The 20,408-nt window shown below is 57.5% G+C and carries 24 protein-coding genes; 18 read left to right on the top strand and 6 right to left on the bottom strand.

What is annotated here, in order from left to right; genetic code table 11:
- Positions 1-151 precede the first annotated feature (151 nt).
- Positions 152-706 (bottom strand): YceI family protein, encoded by a 555-nt coding sequence (locus M7439_RS09250; RefSeq protein ID WP_298347711.1) that lies wholly within the window; start codon positions 704-706, stop codon positions 152-154.
- 112 nt (positions 707-818) lie between these two features.
- Here M7439_RS09250 and M7439_RS09245 point away from each other — a divergent pair, with 112 nt between their 5' ends.
- Positions 819-1,256: a MarR family winged helix-turn-helix transcriptional regulator gene (locus tag M7439_RS09245; RefSeq protein ID WP_298442610.1), complete on the top strand. Its 438-nt coding sequence runs from the start codon at positions 819-821 to the stop codon at positions 1,254-1,256.
- A 255-nt stretch (positions 1,257-1,511) separates the two neighbouring features.
- Here the strand turns inward: M7439_RS09245 and M7439_RS09240 are convergent, their stop codons facing one another.
- Positions 1,512-2,261 (bottom strand): tyrosine-protein phosphatase, encoded by a 750-nt coding sequence (locus tag M7439_RS09240; protein WP_298347709.1) that lies wholly within the window; start codon positions 2,259-2,261, stop codon positions 1,512-1,514.
- Between the two features lie 88 nt (positions 2,262-2,349).
- The gene (locus M7439_RS09235) at positions 2,350-2,889 is read right to left on the bottom strand and encodes a type IV pilin protein (RefSeq protein ID WP_298347707.1); all 540 of its coding nucleotides are present in this window, start codon (positions 2,887-2,889) and stop codon (positions 2,350-2,352) included.
- A 187-nt stretch (positions 2,890-3,076) separates the two neighbouring features.
- Here M7439_RS09235 and M7439_RS09230 point away from each other — a divergent pair, with 187 nt between their 5' ends.
- The 8 genes from M7439_RS09230 (at position 3,077) to M7439_RS09195 (ending at position 10,233) form a co-directional block, all read left to right on the top strand.
- Entirely contained in the window at positions 3,077-3,823 is a 747-nt protein-coding gene (locus M7439_RS09230) for an A24 family peptidase (RefSeq protein ID WP_298347705.1), read from the top strand.
- A 72-nt stretch (positions 3,824-3,895) separates the two neighbouring features.
- On the top strand, positions 3,896-5,599 hold the full coding sequence (gene pilM / locus M7439_RS09225) for a pilus assembly protein PilM (RefSeq protein ID WP_298347704.1): 1,704 nt from the start codon (positions 3,896-3,898) through the stop codon (positions 5,597-5,599).
- Complete coding sequence (pilO, locus tag M7439_RS09220) at positions 5,596-6,171, top strand: type 4a pilus biogenesis protein PilO (RefSeq protein WP_298347702.1); 576 nt, start codon at positions 5,596-5,598, stop codon at positions 6,169-6,171. Before pilM ends, pilO begins: the two co-directional genes overlap by 4 nt.
- A gap of 11 nt (positions 6,172-6,182) precedes the next feature.
- Positions 6,183-6,551 (top strand): hypothetical protein, encoded by a 369-nt coding sequence (locus tag M7439_RS09215; RefSeq protein ID WP_298347700.1) that lies wholly within the window; start codon positions 6,183-6,185, stop codon positions 6,549-6,551.
- Between the two features lie 43 nt (positions 6,552-6,594).
- Positions 6,595-7,821 carry a chorismate synthase gene (aroC, locus tag M7439_RS09210; protein WP_298347698.1) on the top strand — a complete coding sequence of 409 codons (1,227 nt, stop codon included), beginning with the start codon at positions 6,595-6,597 and terminating at the stop codon, positions 7,819-7,821.
- Entirely contained in the window at positions 7,814-8,923 is a 1,110-nt protein-coding gene (locus M7439_RS09205) for a 3-dehydroquinate synthase family protein (RefSeq protein ID WP_298347696.1), read from the top strand. The genes aroC and M7439_RS09205 overlap by 8 nt, the downstream gene beginning before the upstream one ends.
- Positions 8,910-9,404, top strand: coding sequence for a type II 3-dehydroquinate dehydratase (locus M7439_RS09200; protein ID WP_298347695.1), 495 nt, complete (start codon positions 8,910-8,912; stop codon positions 9,402-9,404). Before M7439_RS09205 ends, M7439_RS09200 begins: the two co-directional genes overlap by 14 nt.
- A gap of 172 nt (positions 9,405-9,576) precedes the next feature.
- Positions 9,577-10,233, top strand: a complete 657-nt coding sequence (locus tag M7439_RS09195) for a hypothetical protein (protein ID WP_298347692.1) — start codon at positions 9,577-9,579, stop codon at positions 10,231-10,233.
- A 100-nt stretch (positions 10,234-10,333) separates the two neighbouring features.
- On the opposite strand, the gene nusB is transcribed toward M7439_RS09195, so the two are convergent.
- The 3 genes from nusB to M7439_RS09180 form a co-directional block, all read right to left on the bottom strand.
- The gene (gene nusB, locus M7439_RS09190; protein WP_298347690.1) at positions 10,334-10,771 is read right to left on the bottom strand and encodes a transcription antitermination factor NusB; all 438 of its coding nucleotides are present in this window, start codon (positions 10,769-10,771) and stop codon (positions 10,334-10,336) included.
- 3 nt (positions 10,772-10,774) lie between these two features.
- On the bottom strand, positions 10,775-11,341 hold the full coding sequence (gene efp / locus M7439_RS09185) for an elongation factor P (RefSeq protein WP_298347688.1): 567 nt from the start codon (positions 11,339-11,341) through the stop codon (positions 10,775-10,777).
- 89 nt (positions 11,342-11,430) lie between these two features.
- Entirely contained in the window at positions 11,431-12,600 is a 1,170-nt protein-coding gene (locus M7439_RS09180; RefSeq protein WP_298347686.1) for a Xaa-Pro peptidase family protein, read from the bottom strand.
- A gap of 141 nt (positions 12,601-12,741) precedes the next feature.
- Between M7439_RS09180 and M7439_RS09175 the strand changes: the two genes are divergently transcribed.
- The 9 genes from M7439_RS09175 (at position 12,742) to pyrR (ending at position 20,398) form a co-directional block, all read left to right on the top strand.
- Positions 12,742-13,647, top strand: a complete 906-nt coding sequence (locus M7439_RS09175; protein WP_298335448.1) for a heme o synthase — start codon at positions 12,742-12,744, stop codon at positions 13,645-13,647.
- On the top strand, positions 13,647-14,267 hold the full coding sequence (locus tag M7439_RS09170; RefSeq protein WP_298347685.1) for a TlpA disulfide reductase family protein: 621 nt from the start codon (positions 13,647-13,649) through the stop codon (positions 14,265-14,267). The genes M7439_RS09175 and M7439_RS09170 overlap by 1 nt, the downstream gene beginning before the upstream one ends.
- Before the next feature lie 123 nt (positions 14,268-14,390).
- Complete coding sequence (locus M7439_RS09165) at positions 14,391-15,071, top strand: hypothetical protein (protein ID WP_298347683.1); 681 nt, start codon at positions 14,391-14,393, stop codon at positions 15,069-15,071.
- Entirely contained in the window at positions 15,071-15,988 is a 918-nt protein-coding gene (locus M7439_RS09160) for a cytochrome c oxidase subunit II (RefSeq protein ID WP_298347681.1), read from the top strand. Before M7439_RS09165 ends, M7439_RS09160 begins: the two co-directional genes overlap by 1 nt.
- 13 nt (positions 15,989-16,001) lie before the next feature.
- On the top strand, positions 16,002-17,951 hold the full coding sequence (locus M7439_RS09155; protein ID WP_298347679.1) for a cbb3-type cytochrome c oxidase subunit I: 1,950 nt from the start codon (positions 16,002-16,004) through the stop codon (positions 17,949-17,951).
- Positions 17,951-18,610, top strand: a complete 660-nt coding sequence (locus M7439_RS09150; RefSeq protein ID WP_298347677.1) for a hypothetical protein — start codon at positions 17,951-17,953, stop codon at positions 18,608-18,610. The genes M7439_RS09155 and M7439_RS09150 overlap by 1 nt, the downstream gene beginning before the upstream one ends.
- A 100-nt stretch (positions 18,611-18,710) precedes the next feature.
- Positions 18,711-19,511: a hypothetical protein gene (locus tag M7439_RS09145; RefSeq protein WP_298347676.1), complete on the top strand. Its 801-nt coding sequence runs from the start codon at positions 18,711-18,713 to the stop codon at positions 19,509-19,511.
- Positions 19,512-19,640, top strand: coding sequence for a hypothetical protein (locus tag M7439_RS09140; protein ID WP_298209331.1), 129 nt, complete (start codon positions 19,512-19,514; stop codon positions 19,638-19,640).
- A 227-nt stretch (positions 19,641-19,867) separates the two neighbouring features.
- The gene (gene pyrR / locus M7439_RS09135) at positions 19,868-20,398 is read left to right on the top strand and encodes a bifunctional pyr operon transcriptional regulator/uracil phosphoribosyltransferase PyrR (protein WP_298347672.1); all 531 of its coding nucleotides are present in this window, start codon (positions 19,868-19,870) and stop codon (positions 20,396-20,398) included.
- Positions 20,399-20,408 lie beyond the last annotated feature (10 nt).

Raw genomic sequence — 20,408 nt, 5'->3', positions numbered from 1 at the left:
GAGTTGGGCCCATCATCAGTTTCGCCACTTGACTGCTCAGGTGCACTATGGTTGAGCGAGGAGGGCAAGGACGATGCCAGCCAATGCAAACACCCCGCCGGTGTCGGCGGGGTGAAGTGCGTTCTCGATCAGTGGTGCTTGTCGTTGGCGATTAGGCCTTAACGAGTTCGGCCTCTAGATTGATGGTCACCTTGTCTCCAACAACGACACCGCCGCCGTCTACTGCGGCGTTCCACTCGATGCCAAAGTCCTTCCGCGAGAGTTCACCGGTAGCGCTAAAGCCAGTGCGCACACCGCCATAGGGGTCGGCCTGTGTTCCATTGAACTCAAGGTCGAGTTCAATGGGCTTGGTGACCCCGCGGATGGTGAGGTTCCCAAGCAGCTTCCAGTCGTCCCCGTTGGGGCGGATTGCGGTGGAGGCGAATTCGATCGTCGGGTACTTGTCGGACTCGAAGAAGTCAGCACTTTTGAGATGGTTGTCTCGGGTCTCGTCTCGGGTCGTGATGGAGCTGGCATCGATCGAAGCGGTGACGGAACTCTTAGTGACATCCTCATCGATGGTGACACTCGCGGTGAACTTCTCAAAATGGCCACGAACCTTTGAGACCATGAGATGTCGAACGGTGAACTCTACGCTCGAATGGGCGGCATCGAGGTTCCATACCCCTGGCTCGATCCCAAGATCCTTTGCTGACGTACTTGCCATGTCTTCTTCCTTTCGCTTGTCGGTTAGACTGATGGTTCAATTGTAGACGAAATAATTGCGGGTGCAACCATTTATGCAAGAGTGTGCGAATTCATCAGTCCACGCAGTTACCTTGAACGCTTTCAGGTCGCTGCTCGGCGCCCATGCGCGACTTCTGTGGCAGCTTGATCTTCAACTCAATGAACGCCATGGGTTGAGCTTTGCCGACGTTGAGGTCATGTTGCATCTTCAAGCAGCTGTAGGTGGAGAGCTGCGTCTCTCTGAACTTGCACAACTCGCCTTGTTGTCGCGCAGTGCCCTGTCGCGAAGAGTGGATTCCCTCGTCGCCCAGGGCTGGGTCTTGCGTCGTAGCTGTCCTACTGACCGCCGGGGAACCTTTGCGGTGCTGACTGAGTCCGGCAGAGAAAAGCTCAAGGAGTCGGTCCCGACTCATGATGAGGTCCTAACGCAGATGTTGACCAATCGACTCGATGTGGCGGAATTGGACTCGCTGAGGGCGGTGCTTGATCGGGTTGTTGCGCATCAAGAGGAGCTTCGCCAACAGGCGTAGCCCAGATCCTTGAAGAAGAGGCCGGTCGCCAAGCAACTGTGACGCTTCGCCACGCTGGTTCGCACGCCTATTCGGTGATTGCAAGGCTGCGTCGCTGGCCATGTTCTCCACCAGCGGATGGGGGGAGACTGGTGGCGCTAGTTCAAATCGTTCTTGCAGGACCGGAGCTCTTGTACTGCGCCGAAACCCTTGTACTGCGATGTTGCGTTGCGTTTGGCGGCCGAGGTTGACCGGCTGACTCGCTGGTGCGTGAACTCAAGCTGATGGCATCGTGAAGGTCTCATGAAACCTGGCGAGAAGGTCGGGTTTGAGACCAAGTTCGATGAGGTAGTTAGTGACTGAGCCGTAGCTGGTGTTGAGGAAGTCGAGGGTCTTCTCGGCAGTCTCTGGGGTCGAGGCCACCACCGTTGCGGGGAGATCTTTCCAGCTTGCTCTGTCGATGTCGGGATCGTTCGCGGCGAGTACACGACGTAGCGCATACTGGGTGAGGGCGTAGTCGGCTGCGATCTGGGCATCTGGCACCTGTGCCATGGAGAGCGTCAACATCGCCACGATGCCAGTTCTATCTTTCCCTGCAGCACAGTGAAAGAGGAGTGGCCAGTTATCGGGGTCCAAGATGATCGCCATCGCTTCGCTGAGCGAGTCCGGTCGACTCGTCAGAATCGCTCGATACACCTGGGCAAGGTAGTCGGGGTCCAGGCGGTCGAGGTCGGATTCGACGGAGACATCGATGAGGGGTAGATGGAGGAGGCGCTGGCCTTGGGCTGACTCGAGATAGCCCTGTTCTTGGCGTTCTTCGTTCGATCGGAGATCGATCACGGTTTTGAGGCGAAGATTCGCGAACAGTTGGTTCCTCGACGCATCGGAGAGGCGAAAGAACGCCTCCGATCTGAAGAGGAGACCGCTACGAGTGACGCGTCCATCTACCGTTGGATAGCCACCGAGCTCTCGGAGGTTATAGAGGCCATCCCAGGGGAGGAACTGGCTGGGTAGGTCAGTGGTCATGGTTCCATGTTAGAGGCCGACCCCCTCAGATCGAGGAGGTCGGCCTGATGGTTTCATCAGAAGTGGTGAGCCAACAGGTGTTATCGGCCTACCAACCTGCGCTCGCAGCCGAGCTGTGCCAGCCAGAGCCAGCGGTGGTGCTAATGGTGGGTGTTGCTGCGCAGGATGTTATTGGGCTCGTTCCCGAGTAGTAGTAGGTACCTGCTCCAGCCCCGAGTGCGACATCTTCGATCGCGAAGCTGGTCCCGGATGCGGCTGTTTCCGCCAGACAGACAGAGGTCTCTGGTGTTGCGCTTGAACTCGAGCCTGACGAAGTGCTGCCGGATGAACTCGGAAGGAGGACGCTAATCGTGTTGTCAGTGAGTGCCTTCGTGTAAGCCGGATCGAGCTTTATCAGCCCCGCACTATCCACGTAACTCTGGTTGTTGGTATAGGCCACCGACTCCGAGGTCAAAAGGTTCCGTAGGTCGGTCTCTGTGGCCTTATTCTGGGCCGAGGTTCGGGCTCCGAGAAAGGTAGGGATCGCGATCGCGGCGAGAATACCCATGATCAGGATGACCACCATCAACTCGATGAGTGTAAACCCGGACTCATCACTTTTTGTTAATTTCCGATAGATCTGAGACATCCTTTTCTCCTTGCTGGCTTTCACGTCTCCGTGCACCGGAATTCCGGTACCTCCTCTGCTTCGGCGCGCTGGATGGGAAAACTTGAATGAAATAAACGCTGCAAGTGAGAATTATCTGTTGTGGGAGGCGCGGCTGCGGTTGGCGCGCTATTCAACTCGCCCGCGATTTCGTCCGAAGGCACTAATCATGGGTGTGGTGATCGGTCTTGTCTTTGGCCTCATTGGTGGATCGGCGATGACCTCACTGACCTATCGGATTCCCGAGGGGCTCCCGCTGATGATGGACCGATCGAAGTGTCCATCGTGTTCGCACCCGATTCGAGCTCGCGATAACGTGCCCGTGTTTGCCTATCTGTGGTTACGGGGGCGTTGTCGTGACTGTTCGGCGTCCATCCCGTGGCGCTATCCCCTGACGGAGCTAGCGGGTGCAGCGATCGGGGTGGTTGCGGCACTCACTCCCGTCGATACGCTCGACAAGTTCAGCTGTGGTCTGGCACTCCTGGTCGGGCTTGGGGCCGCCGTGATCGATCAGAGGACCTATCGGATTCCGAATGCGTTAACCTATCCAGCGGCACTCCTTCTCCTCGTGCTCGGCATCGCGAACGCGTGGATCTCTGGTCGGTGGAGCCCCTTCGTCCTCACCATCGGCCTTGCCGTAGCGATCCTCGTGTTCTTTGTTCTCCTGCGGGTTGTTTCACGCGGAGGCATGGGTCTCGGCGATGCGAAGCTTGCGGCAGTCTTGGTCCTTGGTGTCGCAGCGTTCGGTATTTGGAGTACCGTTCTCGCTGTCCTTGCGAGCTTTTTTGCTGGGTCAGTGGTGGGGGTTGGTTTGATACTCGCAAAACGGTCTAACCTTCGAGCACAACTCCCTTTTGGACCATTCCTCACCGTTGGGTTTGTGCTCACTACTCTTAGTGTTGTTATTTTTCACTGATAGCGGGGCAATTGGTCAACTTTGTCGCCGTTTTGGCCGATGCCCTCTTGGGAGTTTAGCGAGGATTCAAGGATGGAAAAACTCATACTCTTAGAGATCGGAGCATTCTCCATCAAGGCATGCGAGATCGAGGTGTCTCGGCGTTCGCGACCACCGCTTTGGCTCGCCCATCGCGTCTTGCCCGATGGGGCGCACGAGCATCCTGAGAAGGTGGTGGAGACGCTTCGAGGTCTGCTCCGAGAGGCAGGTACCCGAACCAAGGCGACACGGTTGATCGTGACCGATCCGGATCTTGTGGTGCGAAGCCTCAATGTTCCGAGCTCCGACAAGCATGAGCTGGAGATGACCTTTGGATTCGCGATGACAGAGGTCTTACCACTTCCCCTCGATGAACTTGTGGTCGATTATGAGACCGCGACTAAGGGGCGATCGCCGAACCCGAACGTCGTCATGGCCGGTGCTCCCAAGGCCACCATCGCTAAGGCGATCGATGTTGCCGAACGTAGTGGCTTGCGTGTCGATTGGGTCGATGTGGGGCCGCTGGCGGCGGCACGCGCCGTGAGTGAGCTCTCGAGAACCGAAGGCGAGGGCTATTACCTGGTGGTGGTCGGGGCCACCACCACCACGATCGAGGTGGTGGTGGGAGACCAACCACAACTCGTTCGTTCGATCAGGATGGGTGGCGAGCTCATCACCCAAGAGATCGCTCGACGCCTAGAGGTGGCGTACGAGGCGGCTGAGGGTCTCAAGAGAGCGATAGCGATCCAAGCATCAGAGGAGATCCATCAGCTCGACGGGTTCGCCACAGCAGATGGTATCGTCGCCGATGGTGTGCGCGCCATTGTGCAAGAGGTTGCCTCCTCGATCGATTACTTCGCTATTCAAAGGGGCTACACCGACATCGACCGGCTGGTGCTCGTAGGTGGCTCATCGGCGGTCGAGCGGCTTGGCGTGGAGCTGGGCGACAAACTCGCCCTGAAGGTGGAACGACCGGGACCACGACAGGTGCTCAGACTCATCGAAGCCGATGCTTTTGTGGAGGATTCATCGAGCAACTGGGTCGAAATGACTGGCGCGGTGATGCGCGCACGCACCCATGACAAAGGAGTCAAGTATGTCAATCTCCTCCCTGCGCGTGTCCGAGCACGCCGTCAGCATCGCCGCCAGCTCATGCTGGTCGGCGCGGCGGGCGTGGTGCTGATTGGCGCGGGTGCATTGTTGACCCTCCAGCGCTATCAACAGCTCCAACAGGTCCAAGCGACGCAAACATCGTTGACGACGCAGCTTGGCGTGCTAAGCGGCCAGATGGCTCGGTACGCAACGTACGGTGCCCTCGCCCAAGGAGTTCGTTCAGCTCGATCGACGGTGACCCAGCAGCTTGCGTCATCGATCGATTTTCCCCAGCTGTTGACCCAGATCGCCGGGGCTACCCCATCTGACTCGTGGCTGACCAGTCTCAGTATTGGCGCACCGACCACCTCGACGGGAGGTGCTTCAGGGCTAGGTGTCAGCTTTAGTCTCGAAGGTTGCTCACAGCTTGCACCCGCCCATTGGCTCGACTCGATGAGTAAACTCAGTTTCCTCGAGAACCTCTGGGTCTCCTCGTCGACCTTGACGCCACCAGGGAACACCACTCCGTCCTGTGGCGTCGGCGTTCCCTCTGCTGAGATGGTTGAAGCTGGCATGACAACCTATCAAGGGTCGGCCATCATCTCGAATAACTTTGCTCAGTACCGAAGTGCGTCGTACCTGCGACAGTTGGGGGCATCCTCATGAAAATCACTCGATCGACGATCACGACGGTTCTGGCTGGCGCGCTAGCCGTCATCATTGGAGTGGGGTGGTACTTTGGCCTGTATGCGCCGCTGGCTGCCCATATCGCCACTACGCAGACCCAGGTGGGTGTAGATCAGTCTCAGCTGGCCAACGATCGAGTGCAGCTGTCGCAGCTGATCGACGACAAACATCAGGCACCTCTTCTACGCGCACAGCTCAGAGCTCTTACTTCGGCGTTGCCCACCACCTTCTCTCTCGCCTCCTTCATCAGTCAGGCTGATGCAACGGCCAGTAAGGCTGGTGTGCCGTTGCTCCAGATCACCCCATTGCAGCCAGGTGCGGCGCCGAGTACTGGGGCCAGCTCGGCGATCGTACCAGGGGTCAGTTCGGTTGCCTTCACGGCAGAGGCGACGGGTACATTCGTGGCGTTGATGCATTTTTTGCACGGCCTTGATCATCTTGGAGAACTGGTCAATATCTCGACCATCCAGTTATCGTCACTCTCTGGTGGCGCTAGCAACAACCCCAAGATCAATCTTTCGTTTACCGGTGTCGTGTATTACCACCGCTAGGAGGTGTGAAGATGACCAGCATGGAGATCGCATCGCTTCTCGAAGAGCCCCGGGTGCCAGAGGTTGGACAAGAGGAGACACGGCATCGGCGACCACGCCTTCTGGTCGTGGTGGTAGGGGTAATCCTCCTTGTGGGACTTGGTGTTGGCGCGTACTTTGTGCTGGCGGGACACCCGCCATCGACTAACACCGCAGTGGCTGATACCCAACGCCCGAGCGTTCCCTCGTCCGAGACGGGACGATCAGCACCAGCGCCGGTGGTGGCCCACGCCACGGCCAGCGCACCGGTCCCGAGCAGTGAGTATTTCACTGTTAAGAACCCATTTGTGCCCAAGATGATCCAGACTGGTCCGGGATCCTCGACCCTGCCTTCTGGCTGATGCTGCCGGGGCGATCACGTTCGTGGGCTGCTAATCTCTAGCCATGCTTAGGTATCTCACGGCTGGTGAATCACACGGCCAATCGTTGGTCGTGATCGTCGAAGGGCTCCCTGCCGGTTTGGAGGTCACCGTTGAACAGGTTGGTGCCGAGCTTGCTCGCCGGCGACTCGGCTATGGTCGCGGCCCGAGAATGCGCTTTGAGGCGGACGAACTCGTGTTGCTGGCGGGGGTACGTCATGGCCGCACGTTGGGCTCCCCCGTCGCGATCGAGATCAAGAACTCGGAGTGGGAGCGCAAGTGGACCGAAGAGATGTCCCCTGCGCCGGGATATCCGACTAAGAAGTTGACCAAGCCGCGCCCAGGTCACGCGGACCTTGCCGGGATGCTCAAGTATGGTTTTGACGATGCTAGGGACGTGCTGGAGCGAGCCTCCGCACGAGAGACGGCGGCACGTGTGGTCGCTGGAGCGCTTGCGAAGGCGTTGGTTGCTCAGATCGGGATCCAGATCCTCTCGCATGTGGTGCAGATCGGAGAGGTCAAGTCCGATAGGAGTAGCATCCCGTCGCCATCGGACCTCAATCGTATCGATGACTCAGAGGTGCGCTGTCTCGACAAGGAAGTTGCGGGACGGATGATCGCCGAGATCAAAGCGGCCGCCAAGGTTGGTGACTCGCTGGGGGGGTCGGTCGAGGTCGTCGCTCACGGGGTACCCGTGGGCCTCGGTAGCCACGTGCATTGGGATCGCAAGCTCGACAGCCAGCTCGCCGGCGCCCTGATGTCGATCCAGGCGGTCAAGGCGGTGAGCATCGGTGCTGGCATCGAAGTCGCCAGACGTCATGGATCTGATGCACACGATGCCATCCAGTTCGATCCCACCACCGGGCAGTATCTGCGCCCCACCTGGCTTTCGGGCGGCATCGAAGGGGGCATATCCAACGGAGCTCCTGTCGTTGCCGAGGTGTGGATGAAGCCATTGGCGACACTGAATCGCCCAGTGCTTGAGACCGTTGACACCATGACCAAGGAGTCAGCATTGTCATTCAAGGAGCGCACAGATGTCGTTGCGGTGCCGGCGATGGGTGTGGTTGCAGAGGCGATGGTGGCACTGGTGTTGGCAAACGAGGTGACGCGCAAGTTTGGCGGTGATTCGGTGGCGGAGTTGGTGCGCAATTGGCAAGGATTTTGTGATCATCTTACGGCGACACCGTCGGCGGTGATTCGGTCTGATGCTGGGGAGTCGGCCGAGCATAAGCATCTCATAGATGAGTGAATTCGAGCCACAGCCGGCCTTTGTGAACGTCGCTGATCTCGATGGGGACCATGGCCAACCACGAGTGTACGACCTAAGCGTAGGTGGTGCGCAGATCCCGGTACTTCTTGGCGCCCATGCATGGGATTCCTTGGGGGAGTTGATCCCTACTCATTGGTCCCAAGTCGTGCTCATCACCCAGAGCGCGATCCCTGGGAACTTCGCACTTGATTCCGATGCGACGTGGGTGTTCATCCCCGCTGGCGAAGCGGCCAAGAAGGCATCCGTGGCCGAGGAACTAGCCCAGCGGTTAGTGGAGTTAGGGTTGGATCGCCGATCAGGACTGATCGCCGTGGGCGGTGGAGTCGTTACCGACCTCGTGGGCTTTGTCGCCTCAACCTATATGAGAGGTATCGAGTACCTGAACGTCTCTACGACGTTGCTTGGGATGGTGGACGCGGCCATTGGCGGCAAGACAGCGGTCAATCTGGCTGGAGGGAAGAATCTGTATGGTTCGTTCTGGCAGCCGAGTGCCCTCGTGTGCGACCTGACTTTCTTGACCACGCTGCCGCGGCGTGAATGGTTGAGCGGAGCTGGTGAGTTAGCGAAATACAGTTTTTTGACATCGGAGCCAATCGCAGGCTTGGGGTTGGCTGATCAGATCTACGCGGCTCAGCGTCTCAAGGAGTCCTTTGTCGCAGGTGACGAGCGCGAGGCGGGACGTCGGAGCCTCCTCAACTATGGGCACACCCTCGGACATGGCATTGAGGGAGCCATGCTTGCCAAGGGATCACATGGCGATATCTCCCACGGTGAGGCGGTGGCCGTGGGTCTGGTCTTCGCTGCGCGACTGGCGGAGCGTCTCGGCCGCATTGATGAGGGACGTGTGATCGAGCATCAGCGTGTCGTTGCGGCGTACGGGTTGGAATCCAAGCTTCCGTTCGGACTCGAGATCGACGAGCTGTTGCGCTACATGCGCCACGATAAGAAGAACTACGGGGGCTTCAGCTTCGTTCTCGATGGTCCAGCGGGACTTGAACTCGTCCACGATGTCGACGAATCCGTGATTCGCCGCACACTTGAGGAGTATCCAAGAAGGGAGGCCAAGGATGGAACCCACTGAAGCACGCCCTAGGAGCGGGGTCGCATTGCGTTTGATCGTGTTGGTGCATGGACCCAACCTGAACCTACTTGGTCTGCGACAACCCGAGATCTATGGAACCACGACACTCGATGAGCTTACGCAGTTAGCAGCGCAGACGGCCACAGAGCTAGGTTATGGGTTCGTGAATCACCAAACCAACAGCGAGGCGGAGCTCATCGATGTGATCCATGCGCTTGGTGCTGAGACTGCGGCACTGATCCTGAATGCGGGTGCCTTCACCCATTACTCTTGGGCGATCGCGGATGCCATCGCTGCAAAGCGTGTTCCCACGATCGAGCTGCATATCTCCAACCCGGCAGCGCGTGAGGATTTTCGCACTATCTCTGTGCTCTCGGCGGTAGCGAGTGGATCGATTGCTGGATTTGGCTCGATCGGGTATGTCTTGGCGGTCCAGGCGGCGGCCCTGCTCGACCAGGGAGGCGACAGCCGCCGCGGCTGAGGATTCGCTGGGTCTTGGCCATCTGTATCCAGATAGCGTCCACGTTGGCATTAGTATCGTCTAAGGATTCCCTAACTCGTGGCGTGGTCGCGCCGGATCCTTGCCAAACGATGGTATCGGTGGTGAACGCGGACAGCGGACCGACATGAGTGGGACATAAAGAAGGAGAGCCGTGTCGTCGAGACCGCGTAACAGAGCTGACTATACCCTTGCGGCGGAGACCCCAAAGAGGAAGCAACGGCGTCTGCTCTGGGCGGTGCTGATCGTGGCCGTCGCCGTCATCGTGGAGTTGTTGATTGTCTATCCCAACAAAATCACCAAGGTGGAACAGCAGGCGGACTTTAAGTCCTTTGTCGTCTCGATGCGCAGTGACGTGCTTGGATGCCAAGTCGCCTTGCAGGACGGCTATCATGCCCTTGCACGGATCCATGGTGGAGATACGAAGCAGCTGAGTGTGGCCAACACCATTCTTCAACAGGACGAGGCCTACTGTACGCTGGCCGTAAACTCGGATCTGTACAACCTAGCAACGCTTTCACCCCCGAATGATCTGAATCAGTTCAACTTGACCCCGGTCGCCCACAACCTCTATGCTTGGGCCTATCCCGGTGCGGCTGGCATCTTGGCTGACTCCGAGACGTTGCTCACCCAACCGGACAACCAGGGAGCGATCCAGAACTTGCGGACTCGTGTGCACAACATGGATATGCTGCTCAAGTCCGTCAACAGTGACTTAAGCAAGGTCTCAGCTCAGCTGCACCTTACGCCCCAAACGGTGAGTTTGAATCCCTTAACGGATATGCCATCCTTTGTCCGTGCCCAGCTATAGCATTTGGGTGGTGTTCGTATCCCGATGACCCTGAAGGGGGAGGGCCATGATGCTGACACTGGCGACCCTGTCAGTGATCGTTGCATCGTGTGACAGCGGGTTAGCGCGATGCTGGCGGATGAGGGCGATACTGGCTAGCGACCGCCCCAAGAACGCCATTGAGGAACTTGGGTGAGTCCTCAGTCGAGAGGAGGTCACCGAGTCTGAGCGCCTCTGCGATGACTACCGAGGTCGGGATCTCAGGTTTGAAGCGTAATTCCCAGACCCCAAGGGTCAGGATCGAGCGGTCGACAGGGTTGAGTCGACTGAGGCTCCAGTCATAGAGGTGCTCTGCGATGATTGCTTCGATGACGACCTGCTCGCGATCGATAGCCGCAATGCGCTCGGTCACAAAAGGGGGATAGGAGCGGGCCTTGTCCCCCAAGACGGCCATCGGGGACAGCTGGCGGAGCAAGGATTCATAGAGGATACTGATCACTTGTTCTCTGAGTACACGCGAATGCTCAACGGCATCGGCGTGTGAGCGGTGTTGCGTCATGGTCTAGGCACGGGTGAGATATTCACCGCTTCTGGTGTCAACTTTGATGCGGTCTCCCTGGTTCACGAAGAGCGGAACCTGTACTACGTACCCAGTCTCTAAGGTTGCTGGCTTGCGGGCACCAGAGACTCGATCCCCCTGGAGCCCGGGTTCAGTCGCTGTAATTGTGAGCTCGACGGCCGCAGGGAGCTCGACGCCGACGATGGTGCCCTCGTAGGTGGAGATCGTCGCGGTAGCGTTTTCGACGAGAAAGTTCTTGGTCGTTCCGAGGGCGGCATCGGAGACACTGAGTTGTTCGTAGGTCTGAGAATCCATGAAGATGTAGTCGACCCCATCGTTGTAGAGGTACTGCATCTCGCGCTTGTCGATGATCGCCTGCTCGATCTTCTCGTCGGCACGATAGGTGCGATCAATCACGGCCCCGGTGCGGAGATTCTTCAGCTTGGTGCGGACGAAGGCTCCCCCCTTGCCAGGCTTGACGTGTTGAAACTCGATCACCGTGAAGAGACCGTCGGAGATCTCCAGGGTCATTCCATTCTTCAAGTCGTTGGTGGTGGTTGAGACCGACATCGATTGCTCCTCGTATTGGGTGACTGGTACGCGTATGGCTAACGGCAGGAATTGCCCTGTCGGCCCATTCTACCTGTCAGATGGCTGATTCAGCCGAGGCTGATCCCCACTTCTGCGGAGTTGGAGAGAGCAATGGGCGAGGTTGACGTGGTCAGATACAGATCTTCAAGTCTGATCCCGAAGTCTTCGGCGTAGTACAGCCCAGGCTCGACCGTGATGCACATCGTCGGTTCAACGGCGATATCGACCGCTGTTGAGGTGAAGGGGAACTCATGGATCTCAAGACCAACCCCATGCCCGACCCCATGAAGGAGGTGCTCTTCGACTCCTTGATCTTGTAGATACGCACGGGTCGCCACCTCCACGGCATTGACGGTGTTGCCCGGTCGCAACTGGGCGACACCGGCGGCCTTCGCCGCCAGGACGATCTCATAGGCACGGCGATAACGGTCGGGGGGATCGCCGAGGTAGAAGGAGCGCGTCGAATCCGAGCAATAGCCATCAACCATCGCCCCGAAGTCGATGACGACTGGCGTAGGAGCCTCGATCCGCTGGCGAGTCGGTTGCGCATGGGGGAGTGAGGTGCGCCCACCAGACGCCACGATGGTCGGGAACGATACCCCTTCGCCTCCGCATTCACGCACGTAGTACTCAAACCAGCCGGCGAGTTCGAGTTCGGTGGGGGCGCCGGCTAGGTGGGAGAGCGTTTTAGTGATGGCGCGATCGGCAATCTCAGCGGCAGAACTGATAGAGGCGATCTCGCCATCCTCCTTGTGGGCCCGCATCATCGCAAGTGAAGCCGAGATGTCGGTGAGTCCCAGACCAGACTTCTCGAGTGCGAGATAGTTGGTCAGTTGAAGAGATGCCAAATCCACGACAATTTGGCCCGCTATTGCAAAGGTGATAAGTAATCCTTCAGGACCGAGGATCGGACGGGTGCCGATCTGAACATCAGCACCATGTCGTTGTGCCTGTAGGGCAGCTTGTTCGAGGTACCGTCCATCTGTACACAGATAGGTCGTCGGTTCTGGATGGCGTCGAAGCAGGAGGGTTCCGTTGGATCCGCGAAAACCGGTCAGGTAATGAATGAGCTCTAGATGGTCGCTGAACAGGAAGTCTGCACCACAATCATCCAGAATCTGGGTGATCTTAGCGAGACGGGTGGTGCCAGCAACGCTCCCAAGGTCTTCTGAGGGGTTCCTGTGAATTGCCCGGGAATTGCCGGTTTGCGTATGCAAATAATTTGATCGCATTGTCATCTAGGTTCTCCCTCTGTGCTAGATTGATCTCTATTGGTAGAGACTCTACTGCGTGCTGATGGGGTACCACGAGTGTGTCAGTAGTGTGTCGTGTGTGTGCAGGGGCTATGTGTGTTGAAACGCGAAGAGGATGAGGTCTAGATGAGAACCTTGCCGTTGTCTGAGGGCAGTTGGGACTGGACCAAGACGGTCAAAGGCTATGTCGGCCTCACCAAGCCACGCATCATCGAATTGCTATTGATCACGACGGTGCCAGCGATGGTGGTAGCCAAGCACGGGCTGCCCTCGCTCTGGTCCATCGTCATCACGGTGGCTGGCGGTACCCTCGCTGCTGGCGGTGCCAACGCAGTGAACATGTGGTACGACCGCGACATCGATGCGCTGATGAAACGAACCAAGAACCGGCCGCTGGTCACTGGTGCTGTCTCGCCGACCGGAGCCCTGATCTTTGCGATCGCTTTAGAGATCGTCGCCTTTACGATGCTCTCCGTCGGCGACAACGTGCTCTCCGCTTCACTAGCCCTCTCTGCCGCGCTCTTCTATGTCTTTATCTATACGATGTGGTTGAAGCGCTCGACTTCGCAAAACATTGTGATCGGCGGGGCTGCCGGTGCGGTCCCCGTTCTTGTCGGCTGGGCTGCGGTCACCGATTCGCTCTCCCTCGCTGCCTGGCTCATGTTCTTGGTCATCTTCATCTGGACTCCACCCCACTTCTGGGGTTTGGCCTTCCGTTACTCCGATGACTACAGCGCGGCGGGAGTGCCGATGCTTCCGTCGGTGGCGACGCGAAAGCGTTCTGCACGTGATATCTTGATCTACACCTTTGTGCTAGCCGCGACCACCGGCGCACTCGGATTCGTCGCTCATCTCGGATGGGTCTACGCTGTTGCTGCGATCGCTCTCAACGCCGGCTTTATCGGCTATGCGATCAAGCTCTACCGAGATCTCACCCCCAAGGTTGCGATGCGTATGTTCTCGTATTCGATCACGTACTTGTCGTTGCTCTTTGTTGGGATGGCAGTCGATGTGGCGGTGCGGGGTCACTGATGGCGGTTCATGAGCCTCTTGAGCGACCACGGGTCTCCCGTTTTGGCCCTCGAGTTTGGATCTTTTTGCTGGTGGTATCGGCGATCGTGGTGGTAGCCTATGCAGTCTACGCTGCATCGCTCTCTGGAGGCAGTTCAACGACCGCGTCGGCCTCGCTTGGCTCGCTCCCCGAGACCAGTTCTGGTACGTCGCCCCTCGTCGGCAAACCCGTCCCGGGCTTTTCGTTGCCAGAGTTGACCGCTGATGCCAAGCCAGCTTCGGGCTCAGTCTCCCCGGCGGATTTCGCGGGACATCCTCTGGTCATCAACTTCTTTGCCTCGTGGTGTACGGCGTGCCAGGCGGAGACGCCGATGGTGGCTTCCGTTGCTAAAGAGTTCGCTCAGAAGGTCGACTTCCTTGGGATCGATGAGAATGATACCGCGGCCAAGGCCGAGGCCTTTATTGCGAAGGATCATGTGGACTATCCTGTCGTCACCGATCATGCGTCGCTTCAGGGCAAGTACCTCCTGATAGGTTTGCCGACGACGGTCTTTGTAGCAGCAAGCGGCAAGGTAGTGGCAGTGGTACAGGGTCAGATGACCTCGCAGGTCTTGACGCATTGGCTTTCGCGGATTGAATGAGGCAAGTTTCTGGTGAGTCATCACCGGAACCGGCCAAGGGATCGTTGAGGTCCTTGGTCGCAACCCTTGTGAGGGGTGTCGGGTTGGATATGGGAATATTGGGATTGAGAAAGGGGGTGAAGGTTGAATAAGGGTGCAAGAATTTCGATTGTTCTTGTCTCTGCCGCAGTCGCTGTTGGATTGATTTTGTTTGGTATCTTTGGGTATCTGCGAACCTATCCGCCAACGGTTGTGTTTACACCTTCTCCTACACAACCACATACGGTTGATGTGACGTTACAGGTTGAGGGAGCAGTAGGAACAGGGCCTCACCCAAACTGGGTGGGCTGGTATGCAAAGGATGCACAGGGCAAGTGGGTGCGTACCACCCTCTACCAGGTGCCTGAGAAGACGTATGTGCACGTGACGGTCTATGAGTATGATTCGGGCGGTCCGCTTCGTAATCCATACTGGGGAAAGATCACGGGTACGGTTGGAAACGATGCTGTTCTCAATGGCAAGAGAGTGAGCGTGCTTGATGCGGCGGCAGGCAATGGCGTCGCGCATACCATGGTCGCTCCTGCGTTGAATCTGTCGGTCCCCATGTGGGGGCTGTCCGGTACCGAGAAGACCTTCTGTCAGTCGGGGCCGTGCACGCTAGCGAACGCGCACAACACCGAGACCTTTACCTTCTATACCGGCAACCATCCTCATAACTATCGTTGGCAGTGCTTCATTCCCTGTGGTGTTGGCTTCTTGAATGGGAATGGTGGTCCGATGGCCGAGACTGGGTATATGGCTGGTTTCTGGAAGGTGGTGGCCTGATGGCGGTAACCCAAGAGGACATGAACGAGCGCAAGGAGTATGCGAAGAAGGCCGGTTGGCGTATCTTTGCGATCTGGCTCGTCCTGTCGTTGATCGGTATAGCGCTGGTGCTCTACGTGTGGGGACCGCATATGCCCCCGGGCGATATGACGACTTCGGCTGCCAGCCAGCAGTTCGACTTCAAGGTGTTGACTGCGATGGTCGTTCCGGTGTTGTTGATGGTCTGGGTCTATGGGGCCTGGTCGTTGATCAACTTCCGTGCCACCAAGGAGGATCGTGGGGACGGGATTCCACTACGCGGAAACCGCAAGGTCCAGGGTATTTGGTACGTTGGTTCTGCGGTCCTGGTTCTCTTCCTAGCTGGATTCGGTACCTATGAGTTGATCAACGGGAATGGCGTTGGCACTGGCGAGGGACCTTCCCCGATCTGGAAGCCGACGGCGAAGCACATGTTGGTGGTGCAGGTTATCGCCCAGCAGTGGCGCTTTACCTACCGTTGGCCTCAGTTCGGCGGGATGGAGACCACTTCGATCGATCTCCCAGCGAATACGACCATCCAGTTCGACGTGACCTCACTTGACGTGATTCACGACTTCTGGGCCTATCAACTTGGCGTCAAGGCCGATGCGAACCCGGATGTCAATAATGTTGCCTACACCACGACCTCAAATCAGCTGGGTCGTTTCACGGTTCGTTGTGATGAGCTCTGTGGTATCTGGCATGGAGCTATGTATAACTATGGACACGTGGTATCGAAGTCGGCGTTCTACACATGGGCGTCGAATATGGAGGCACAGAACGCTTCGGTGACGAAGCTGTTGCCGCCTTTCGCGACTACTTATACTCCCTCGTACTCCGGTGCAGGTGGAGGTTATTATCCTTCGTATGACCCTAACGGTCATGCGGTGACGTACTAGAAGGAGCTTGTAAATGGCAATTGACATGACGCCAGCTGCCGGGGTGGGTTCTCCAACCGACCTCGAAGCTCGGGGCCTCAAAGCCGCCAAGCCTTGGTTTACTGGCAATATGCTGACCGCCCTCATTGGTGGAGCGATCGGCTACGCCTTTGGCCACTGGCTGGGTAACGCCATTGCTTCGAACTACTCCGTTGTGGCTGATGGTGCTGGCAATGAGGTGGCGATCTACCTCTCGCTGATCATCGGTTGTCTTGGGTGGTTCATAGGGCTTGGTGCGCTGAACTATCCTGTCCAGAAGCTTCTGGGACTGGAGCCGATCGATCCTCCGAAGAGTGAGAAGCGGTCGTTTTGGGAGCATTTCACGTACTCGACGGATCACAAGGTCGTCGGTGTGCAGTATCTGTTCGGCATGTTGCTCTACTTCCTCGTTGCAGGGTTGTTGGCACTTGGTATTCGCACCGAGTTGCTCTCGCCGGTGAACCATATCTGGGCACCGGATACCTACATCGAGATCGTGGGTGAGCATGGCACCATGATGATGATGATGATGACCTCTATCATCATGGGTCCGTTCGGTAACTATCTGATTCCGCTCATGATTGGGTCGAAGAAGATGGCGTTTCCACGACTCGAGGCCTCGTCCTTCTGGTTCACGGTTCCGTCGTTCTTGATCCTACTCTCTGCTCTGTGGCAGGGTGGGTTTCAGTCTGGTTGGACCGGGTACGCTCCGCTATCGATTCAAGGAGGTCCAGGTCAAAGCGACTATGATGTTGCCTTCGCCTTGATGGCCCTGTCGATGATTGCGGCGTCGATCAATATGACCGCCACCATTATCAACTACCGAGCACCGGGTATGCGCTGGTCGCGGATGCCGATCCTTGCCTGGGGTATGATTACGGTGGCCTTCACGATGTTGCTCTCTGTGCCGGTCCTCTTCGATGGGCTCTATGTGATGAGTCTTGACCGTGGAGTGCGTACCGCGATGCTCTATGCGGGCCATGGAGGGAGCTCCTTCCTTTGGGAGAATCTCTTCTGGTTCTTTGGACATCCCGAGGTCTACCTGTTGGCGTTGCCGGGCTTCGCCCTCACTGTTGAGTTGCTCCCCGTCTTTGCGCGTAAGCCGGTCTTTGCGTTGAAGACTTCGACAGCGGGTCTCATCGGAGTGGCGGTGTTGAGCTTCTTCGTGTGGCAGCATCACCTCTTTATGTCGGGGATGAACCCGGATATGCGTCCGTTGTTCATGTTGACGACAGAGCTGATCTCCATTCCTACTGGGTTCTTGTATCTGGTGGCAATGGGTACGGTCTGGCGTGGCAAGATCCGCTTCGAGGTTCCAATGCTCTTCCTGTTGGCAGTGTTCTGGAACTTCCTCTGGGGTGGTGTGACTGGCGTCTATAACTCTGACGTTCCAGTGGATGCATTGGTGCACGGAAGCTTCTTCGTCATGGCGCACTTCCACTTCACGATTATGGGGCAGCTCATCTTCGCGGTCTTTGCGGGCGTCTATTACTACGTCCCCTTGATCTTTGGTATCAGGTTGAACGACAAGCTTGGAAAGGTCAGTTTCTGGATCATCTTTGTGGCCTTTAACTCCACCTTCCTGCCGTTGTTCATGATCGGTCTGTTGGGTCAGCCCCGACGTGTCTTTGAGTATGCGATTCGTCTGCAGCACCTGAACCAGTGGGTCTCGGTCTCCTCGTATGTCTTGGGCTTCGGTATCTTGTTGTACGTGTTCAACCTCATCTGGTCGCTCGCGGTCACCAGGACGCCTGCTGGTCCGAACCCGTGGGAGTCTCGAGGTCTCGAGTGGCAGGTGGGTTACCCAGTGCCACGTGATAACTTCGTGAAGATTCCCGTCGTGCATCGTGATCCGTACGGTTACGGGACCGGTGATGATACGCCAGTGGCTGACTTGAATCCCGTGGGTGATAAGGCTGCTGTGGTGACTGGAGGTGATGCATAGTGGCAACTGATGTACAATCAGCCGATGCTCAGCCGGTCATCGATGAGGAGCAGTACTACCATGACGCCCAGTTAGGAGCGCTCTGGACGGCTTCGCGTACCTTGATACCGGTGGTAGCGGCGACCTTTGGTGGCATCTACTTCGCCTACTTCTACCTGCGGTCGCTCAACTCGAATGGGTTGTGGGATCCGCATGGGCAGACGGCGTCGAAGATCATCGGATTATCGATACTGTTGTTGGTCCTTGTTGGGACGGCCTTTCAGTTGATGGCGGGACGACGGCTACGCAGAGGATTCAGTACGGACTTCATCGTCGGTGCTGCTTCGAATGCGTTGTTCCTGGTGATCGCCACCGGTCTGCAGATCTGGGAGCTCACACGGCTCCCATTTCCGCCAGCAGCGAGCGGGTATTCCGGGGTCTTTATCGCGTTCGCACCAATTAATGCACTGGTTATTGGGCTCAGTGCCTATTGGGTGTTTACGTTGATGATGCGTGCGATCAGGAGCTATAACTTCTACCGTGCTGATGGTGGTATTGGGGTATCGGCGCATCGTGCAGCCGAGAACTTCCGGGCCAACCTCGATGGTTTCGGAGCCTATAGCATCTTCTTCGCGCTGTTGTCGATCCTGTCCTGGTACCTGTTCTACGTCCTGCATTAGGAGGGCGTTCGCACGGTCGATGTTGTTGGTTAATCGGTAGTTACGAGTTGGAATCAGAGGGAGTCGTGTTCACGATGGTGAGTAGAGAGGTGAGTGTTCGATGATTTCGTTTATTGTCATTGGTCTCCTCTCGCTTTCGTGCGTCCTCGGCGGCGGGTATCTCGTCCGGCGAGCAGGCAGCGTTCGGGGTATTCGGGGGAGGTTGGGACTCGCGGTGGTTGCACTCGGTGTCCTGATGAACCCTGTCGCCGTCGACTTTGCTACCCACTCTCTCTGGTTCCATTCGTTGCTGCTGGTGCTTGTCTCGCTCTGGCTCATCTTGGTGGTGCTCTCCAAGGAGGTTATCCGCGGTATCGACCGGATCAAGGATCGGGGTCGCTGGGCCGAGCTGGGTCTCCAGTGGGTCTGGGGGCTGGTCGTACTCCAAGATATCCTGCTCTGGGTTGGCTTCCAGGATGGCTTTGAACACGCTGCGGTGAATGACCCGTTACTTTTGGCAGTATTGACGTACCTTGAGGTTATTACCTCGGGTGCGATTATCTATGTGCTCTCTGGTGATGGTCGGCCACGGGTGACGCATGTACGTCAGGTGATCATCGCCTGGTCGTCTGCGATGGTGATCATGGCGTTAGGAGTCTCGTTGGGGCTCTCCGGTCCTTGGTTCGGTTTCGTCTCCGCTTCGGCTGCGGCGTTGCACCAAGAGGCGGAGCAACAGATTGCCGCCGTCATCTTCGTCATCCTGGGAGGTGCTCCGTGGTTCCTCATCGGTACGCAGAAGATGCGACTGTGGTTGGAGTCAGAGGAGCGTGAGGCGGTGGTGAGCTTTGCCTCTCCGGTGCATCGTTTCGGACGTTCGGTTAAGGTTAATCAGGTGAGGCGGGGGCGCGTTGAAGGGAGGTGAATGATGTTCGGAAGTGTAACTGGGTATACAGCTGGTGCTGATATGACTTTTGCCATCCCGATTGGTATCTTTGCTCTGTCGGTGCTCTATGGCTTCTTCGCTCGGAAGAAGTTGTCAAAGCGCCGGTAGGTCGGCAAGTGGTGAGGTGTGAGTCCCGGTGTTGCCGGGGCTCTTCCTCGTTTTGGGGCCCAATGGTCGGTCACCCTCGTGTTCTGGTTCGATAACGCGGCGGGTGCGTGAGCCGAATCGGTGTCGGCCGGATCTCAATGGCAGGGGCGTGTCAGGGGCCAGATGACACGACTAGGATCGTATCGACCGTTAACTGAGTCCCGTGAGGCTCGGACGGAAGGAGATGCATGTCGCGTAGTTCGGTACTGCTAGACGGGGTTGATGTGGAGCGCGTGGTTGCGCGCATGGCCCATGAGATTATTGAGCGGCTCCATCTTTCACCCGCCTCTGATCGACTGTCCTTGTCGGTCGTCGGTATACGTTCCGGTGGTGTGTGGTTGGGACAGAAGCTCAGCGATCGCTTGATCGAGTATGCGAAGCTTGAGATCGCCTTCTCCGAGATCAATATCGCCTCCTTCCGTGATGATCGTCCGAGGACGGCGGTCCTTGATGCGGCAGGGGTCGACCAGCGACTCCCAGCCGAGGGTGGCGTGGTGATCCTCGTCGATGACGTGATCCAGAGTGGGAGGACGGCTCGGGCTGCATTGGAGGCCATTCTCTCGAACTACCGGCCGGCACTGATTCAATTGGCCGTCCTGGTCGACCGCGGCCATCGGGAACTGCCGATCTGCCCAGATTATGTGGGGAAGAACCTGCCCTCGGCGCTGTCGGAGTATGTGGCCGTGACCCCTCAGGGTGTCACGATTCATCGGGCATAAGGAGGCATTC

This window comes from Ferrimicrobium sp. (assembly GCF_027319265.1).
Classification (GTDB): Bacteria; Actinomycetota; Acidimicrobiia; order Acidimicrobiales; family Acidimicrobiaceae; genus Ferrimicrobium.
Note: the sequence above shows the minus strand (reverse complement) of the source record. Positions and strands in the feature narration are given on the sequence as shown.

What these genes read in the sequence shown, in the direction of transcription:
- M7439_RS09250 (WP_298347711.1), bottom strand. Translation starts at nt 706, where the DNA reads ATGGCAAGTACGTCAGCAAAGGATCTTGGGATCGAGCCAGGGGTATGG.
- M7439_RS09240 (WP_298347709.1), bottom strand. Translation starts at nt 2,261, where the DNA reads ATGACCACTGACCTACCCAGCCAGTTCCTCCCCTGGGATGGCCTCTAT.
- M7439_RS09235 (WP_298347707.1), bottom strand. Translation starts at nt 2,889, where the DNA reads ATGTCTCAGATCTATCGGAAATTAACAAAAAGTGATGAGTCCGGGTTT.
- M7439_RS09230 (WP_298347705.1), top strand. Translation starts at nt 3,077, where the DNA reads ATGGGTGTGGTGATCGGTCTTGTCTTTGGCCTCATTGGTGGATCGGCG.
- pilM (WP_298347704.1), top strand. Translation starts at nt 3,896, where the DNA reads ATGGAAAAACTCATACTCTTAGAGATCGGAGCATTCTCCATCAAGGCA.
- pilO (WP_298347702.1), top strand. Translation starts at nt 5,596, where the DNA reads ATGAAAATCACTCGATCGACGATCACGACGGTTCTGGCTGGCGCGCTA.
- M7439_RS09215 (WP_298347700.1), top strand. Translation starts at nt 6,183, where the DNA reads ATGACCAGCATGGAGATCGCATCGCTTCTCGAAGAGCCCCGGGTGCCA.
- aroC (WP_298347698.1), top strand. Translation starts at nt 6,595, where the DNA reads ATGCTTAGGTATCTCACGGCTGGTGAATCACACGGCCAATCGTTGGTC.
- M7439_RS09205 (WP_298347696.1), top strand. Translation starts at nt 7,814, where the DNA reads ATGAGTGAATTCGAGCCACAGCCGGCCTTTGTGAACGTCGCTGATCTC.
- M7439_RS09200 (WP_298347695.1), top strand. Translation starts at nt 8,910, where the DNA reads ATGGAACCCACTGAAGCACGCCCTAGGAGCGGGGTCGCATTGCGTTTG.
- nusB (WP_298347690.1), bottom strand. Translation starts at nt 10,771, where the DNA reads ATGACGCAACACCGCTCACACGCCGATGCCGTTGAGCATTCGCGTGTA.
- efp (WP_298347688.1), bottom strand. Translation starts at nt 11,341, where the DNA reads ATGTCGGTCTCAACCACCACCAACGACTTGAAGAATGGAATGACCCTG.
- M7439_RS09180 (WP_298347686.1), bottom strand. Translation starts at nt 12,600, where the DNA reads ATGACAATGCGATCAAATTATTTGCATACGCAAACCGGCAATTCCCGG.
- M7439_RS09175 (WP_298335448.1), top strand. Translation starts at nt 12,742, where the DNA reads ATGAGAACCTTGCCGTTGTCTGAGGGCAGTTGGGACTGGACCAAGACG.
- M7439_RS09170 (WP_298347685.1), top strand. Translation starts at nt 13,647, where the DNA reads ATGGCGGTTCATGAGCCTCTTGAGCGACCACGGGTCTCCCGTTTTGGC.
- M7439_RS09160 (WP_298347681.1), top strand. Translation starts at nt 15,071, where the DNA reads ATGGCGGTAACCCAAGAGGACATGAACGAGCGCAAGGAGTATGCGAAG.
- M7439_RS09155 (WP_298347679.1), top strand. Translation starts at nt 16,002, where the DNA reads ATGGCAATTGACATGACGCCAGCTGCCGGGGTGGGTTCTCCAACCGAC.
- M7439_RS09145 (WP_298347676.1), top strand. Translation starts at nt 18,711, where the DNA reads ATGATTTCGTTTATTGTCATTGGTCTCCTCTCGCTTTCGTGCGTCCTC.
- M7439_RS09140 (WP_298209331.1), top strand. Translation starts at nt 19,512, where the DNA reads ATGATGTTCGGAAGTGTAACTGGGTATACAGCTGGTGCTGATATGACT.
- pyrR (WP_298347672.1), top strand. Translation starts at nt 19,868, where the DNA reads ATGTCGCGTAGTTCGGTACTGCTAGACGGGGTTGATGTGGAGCGCGTG.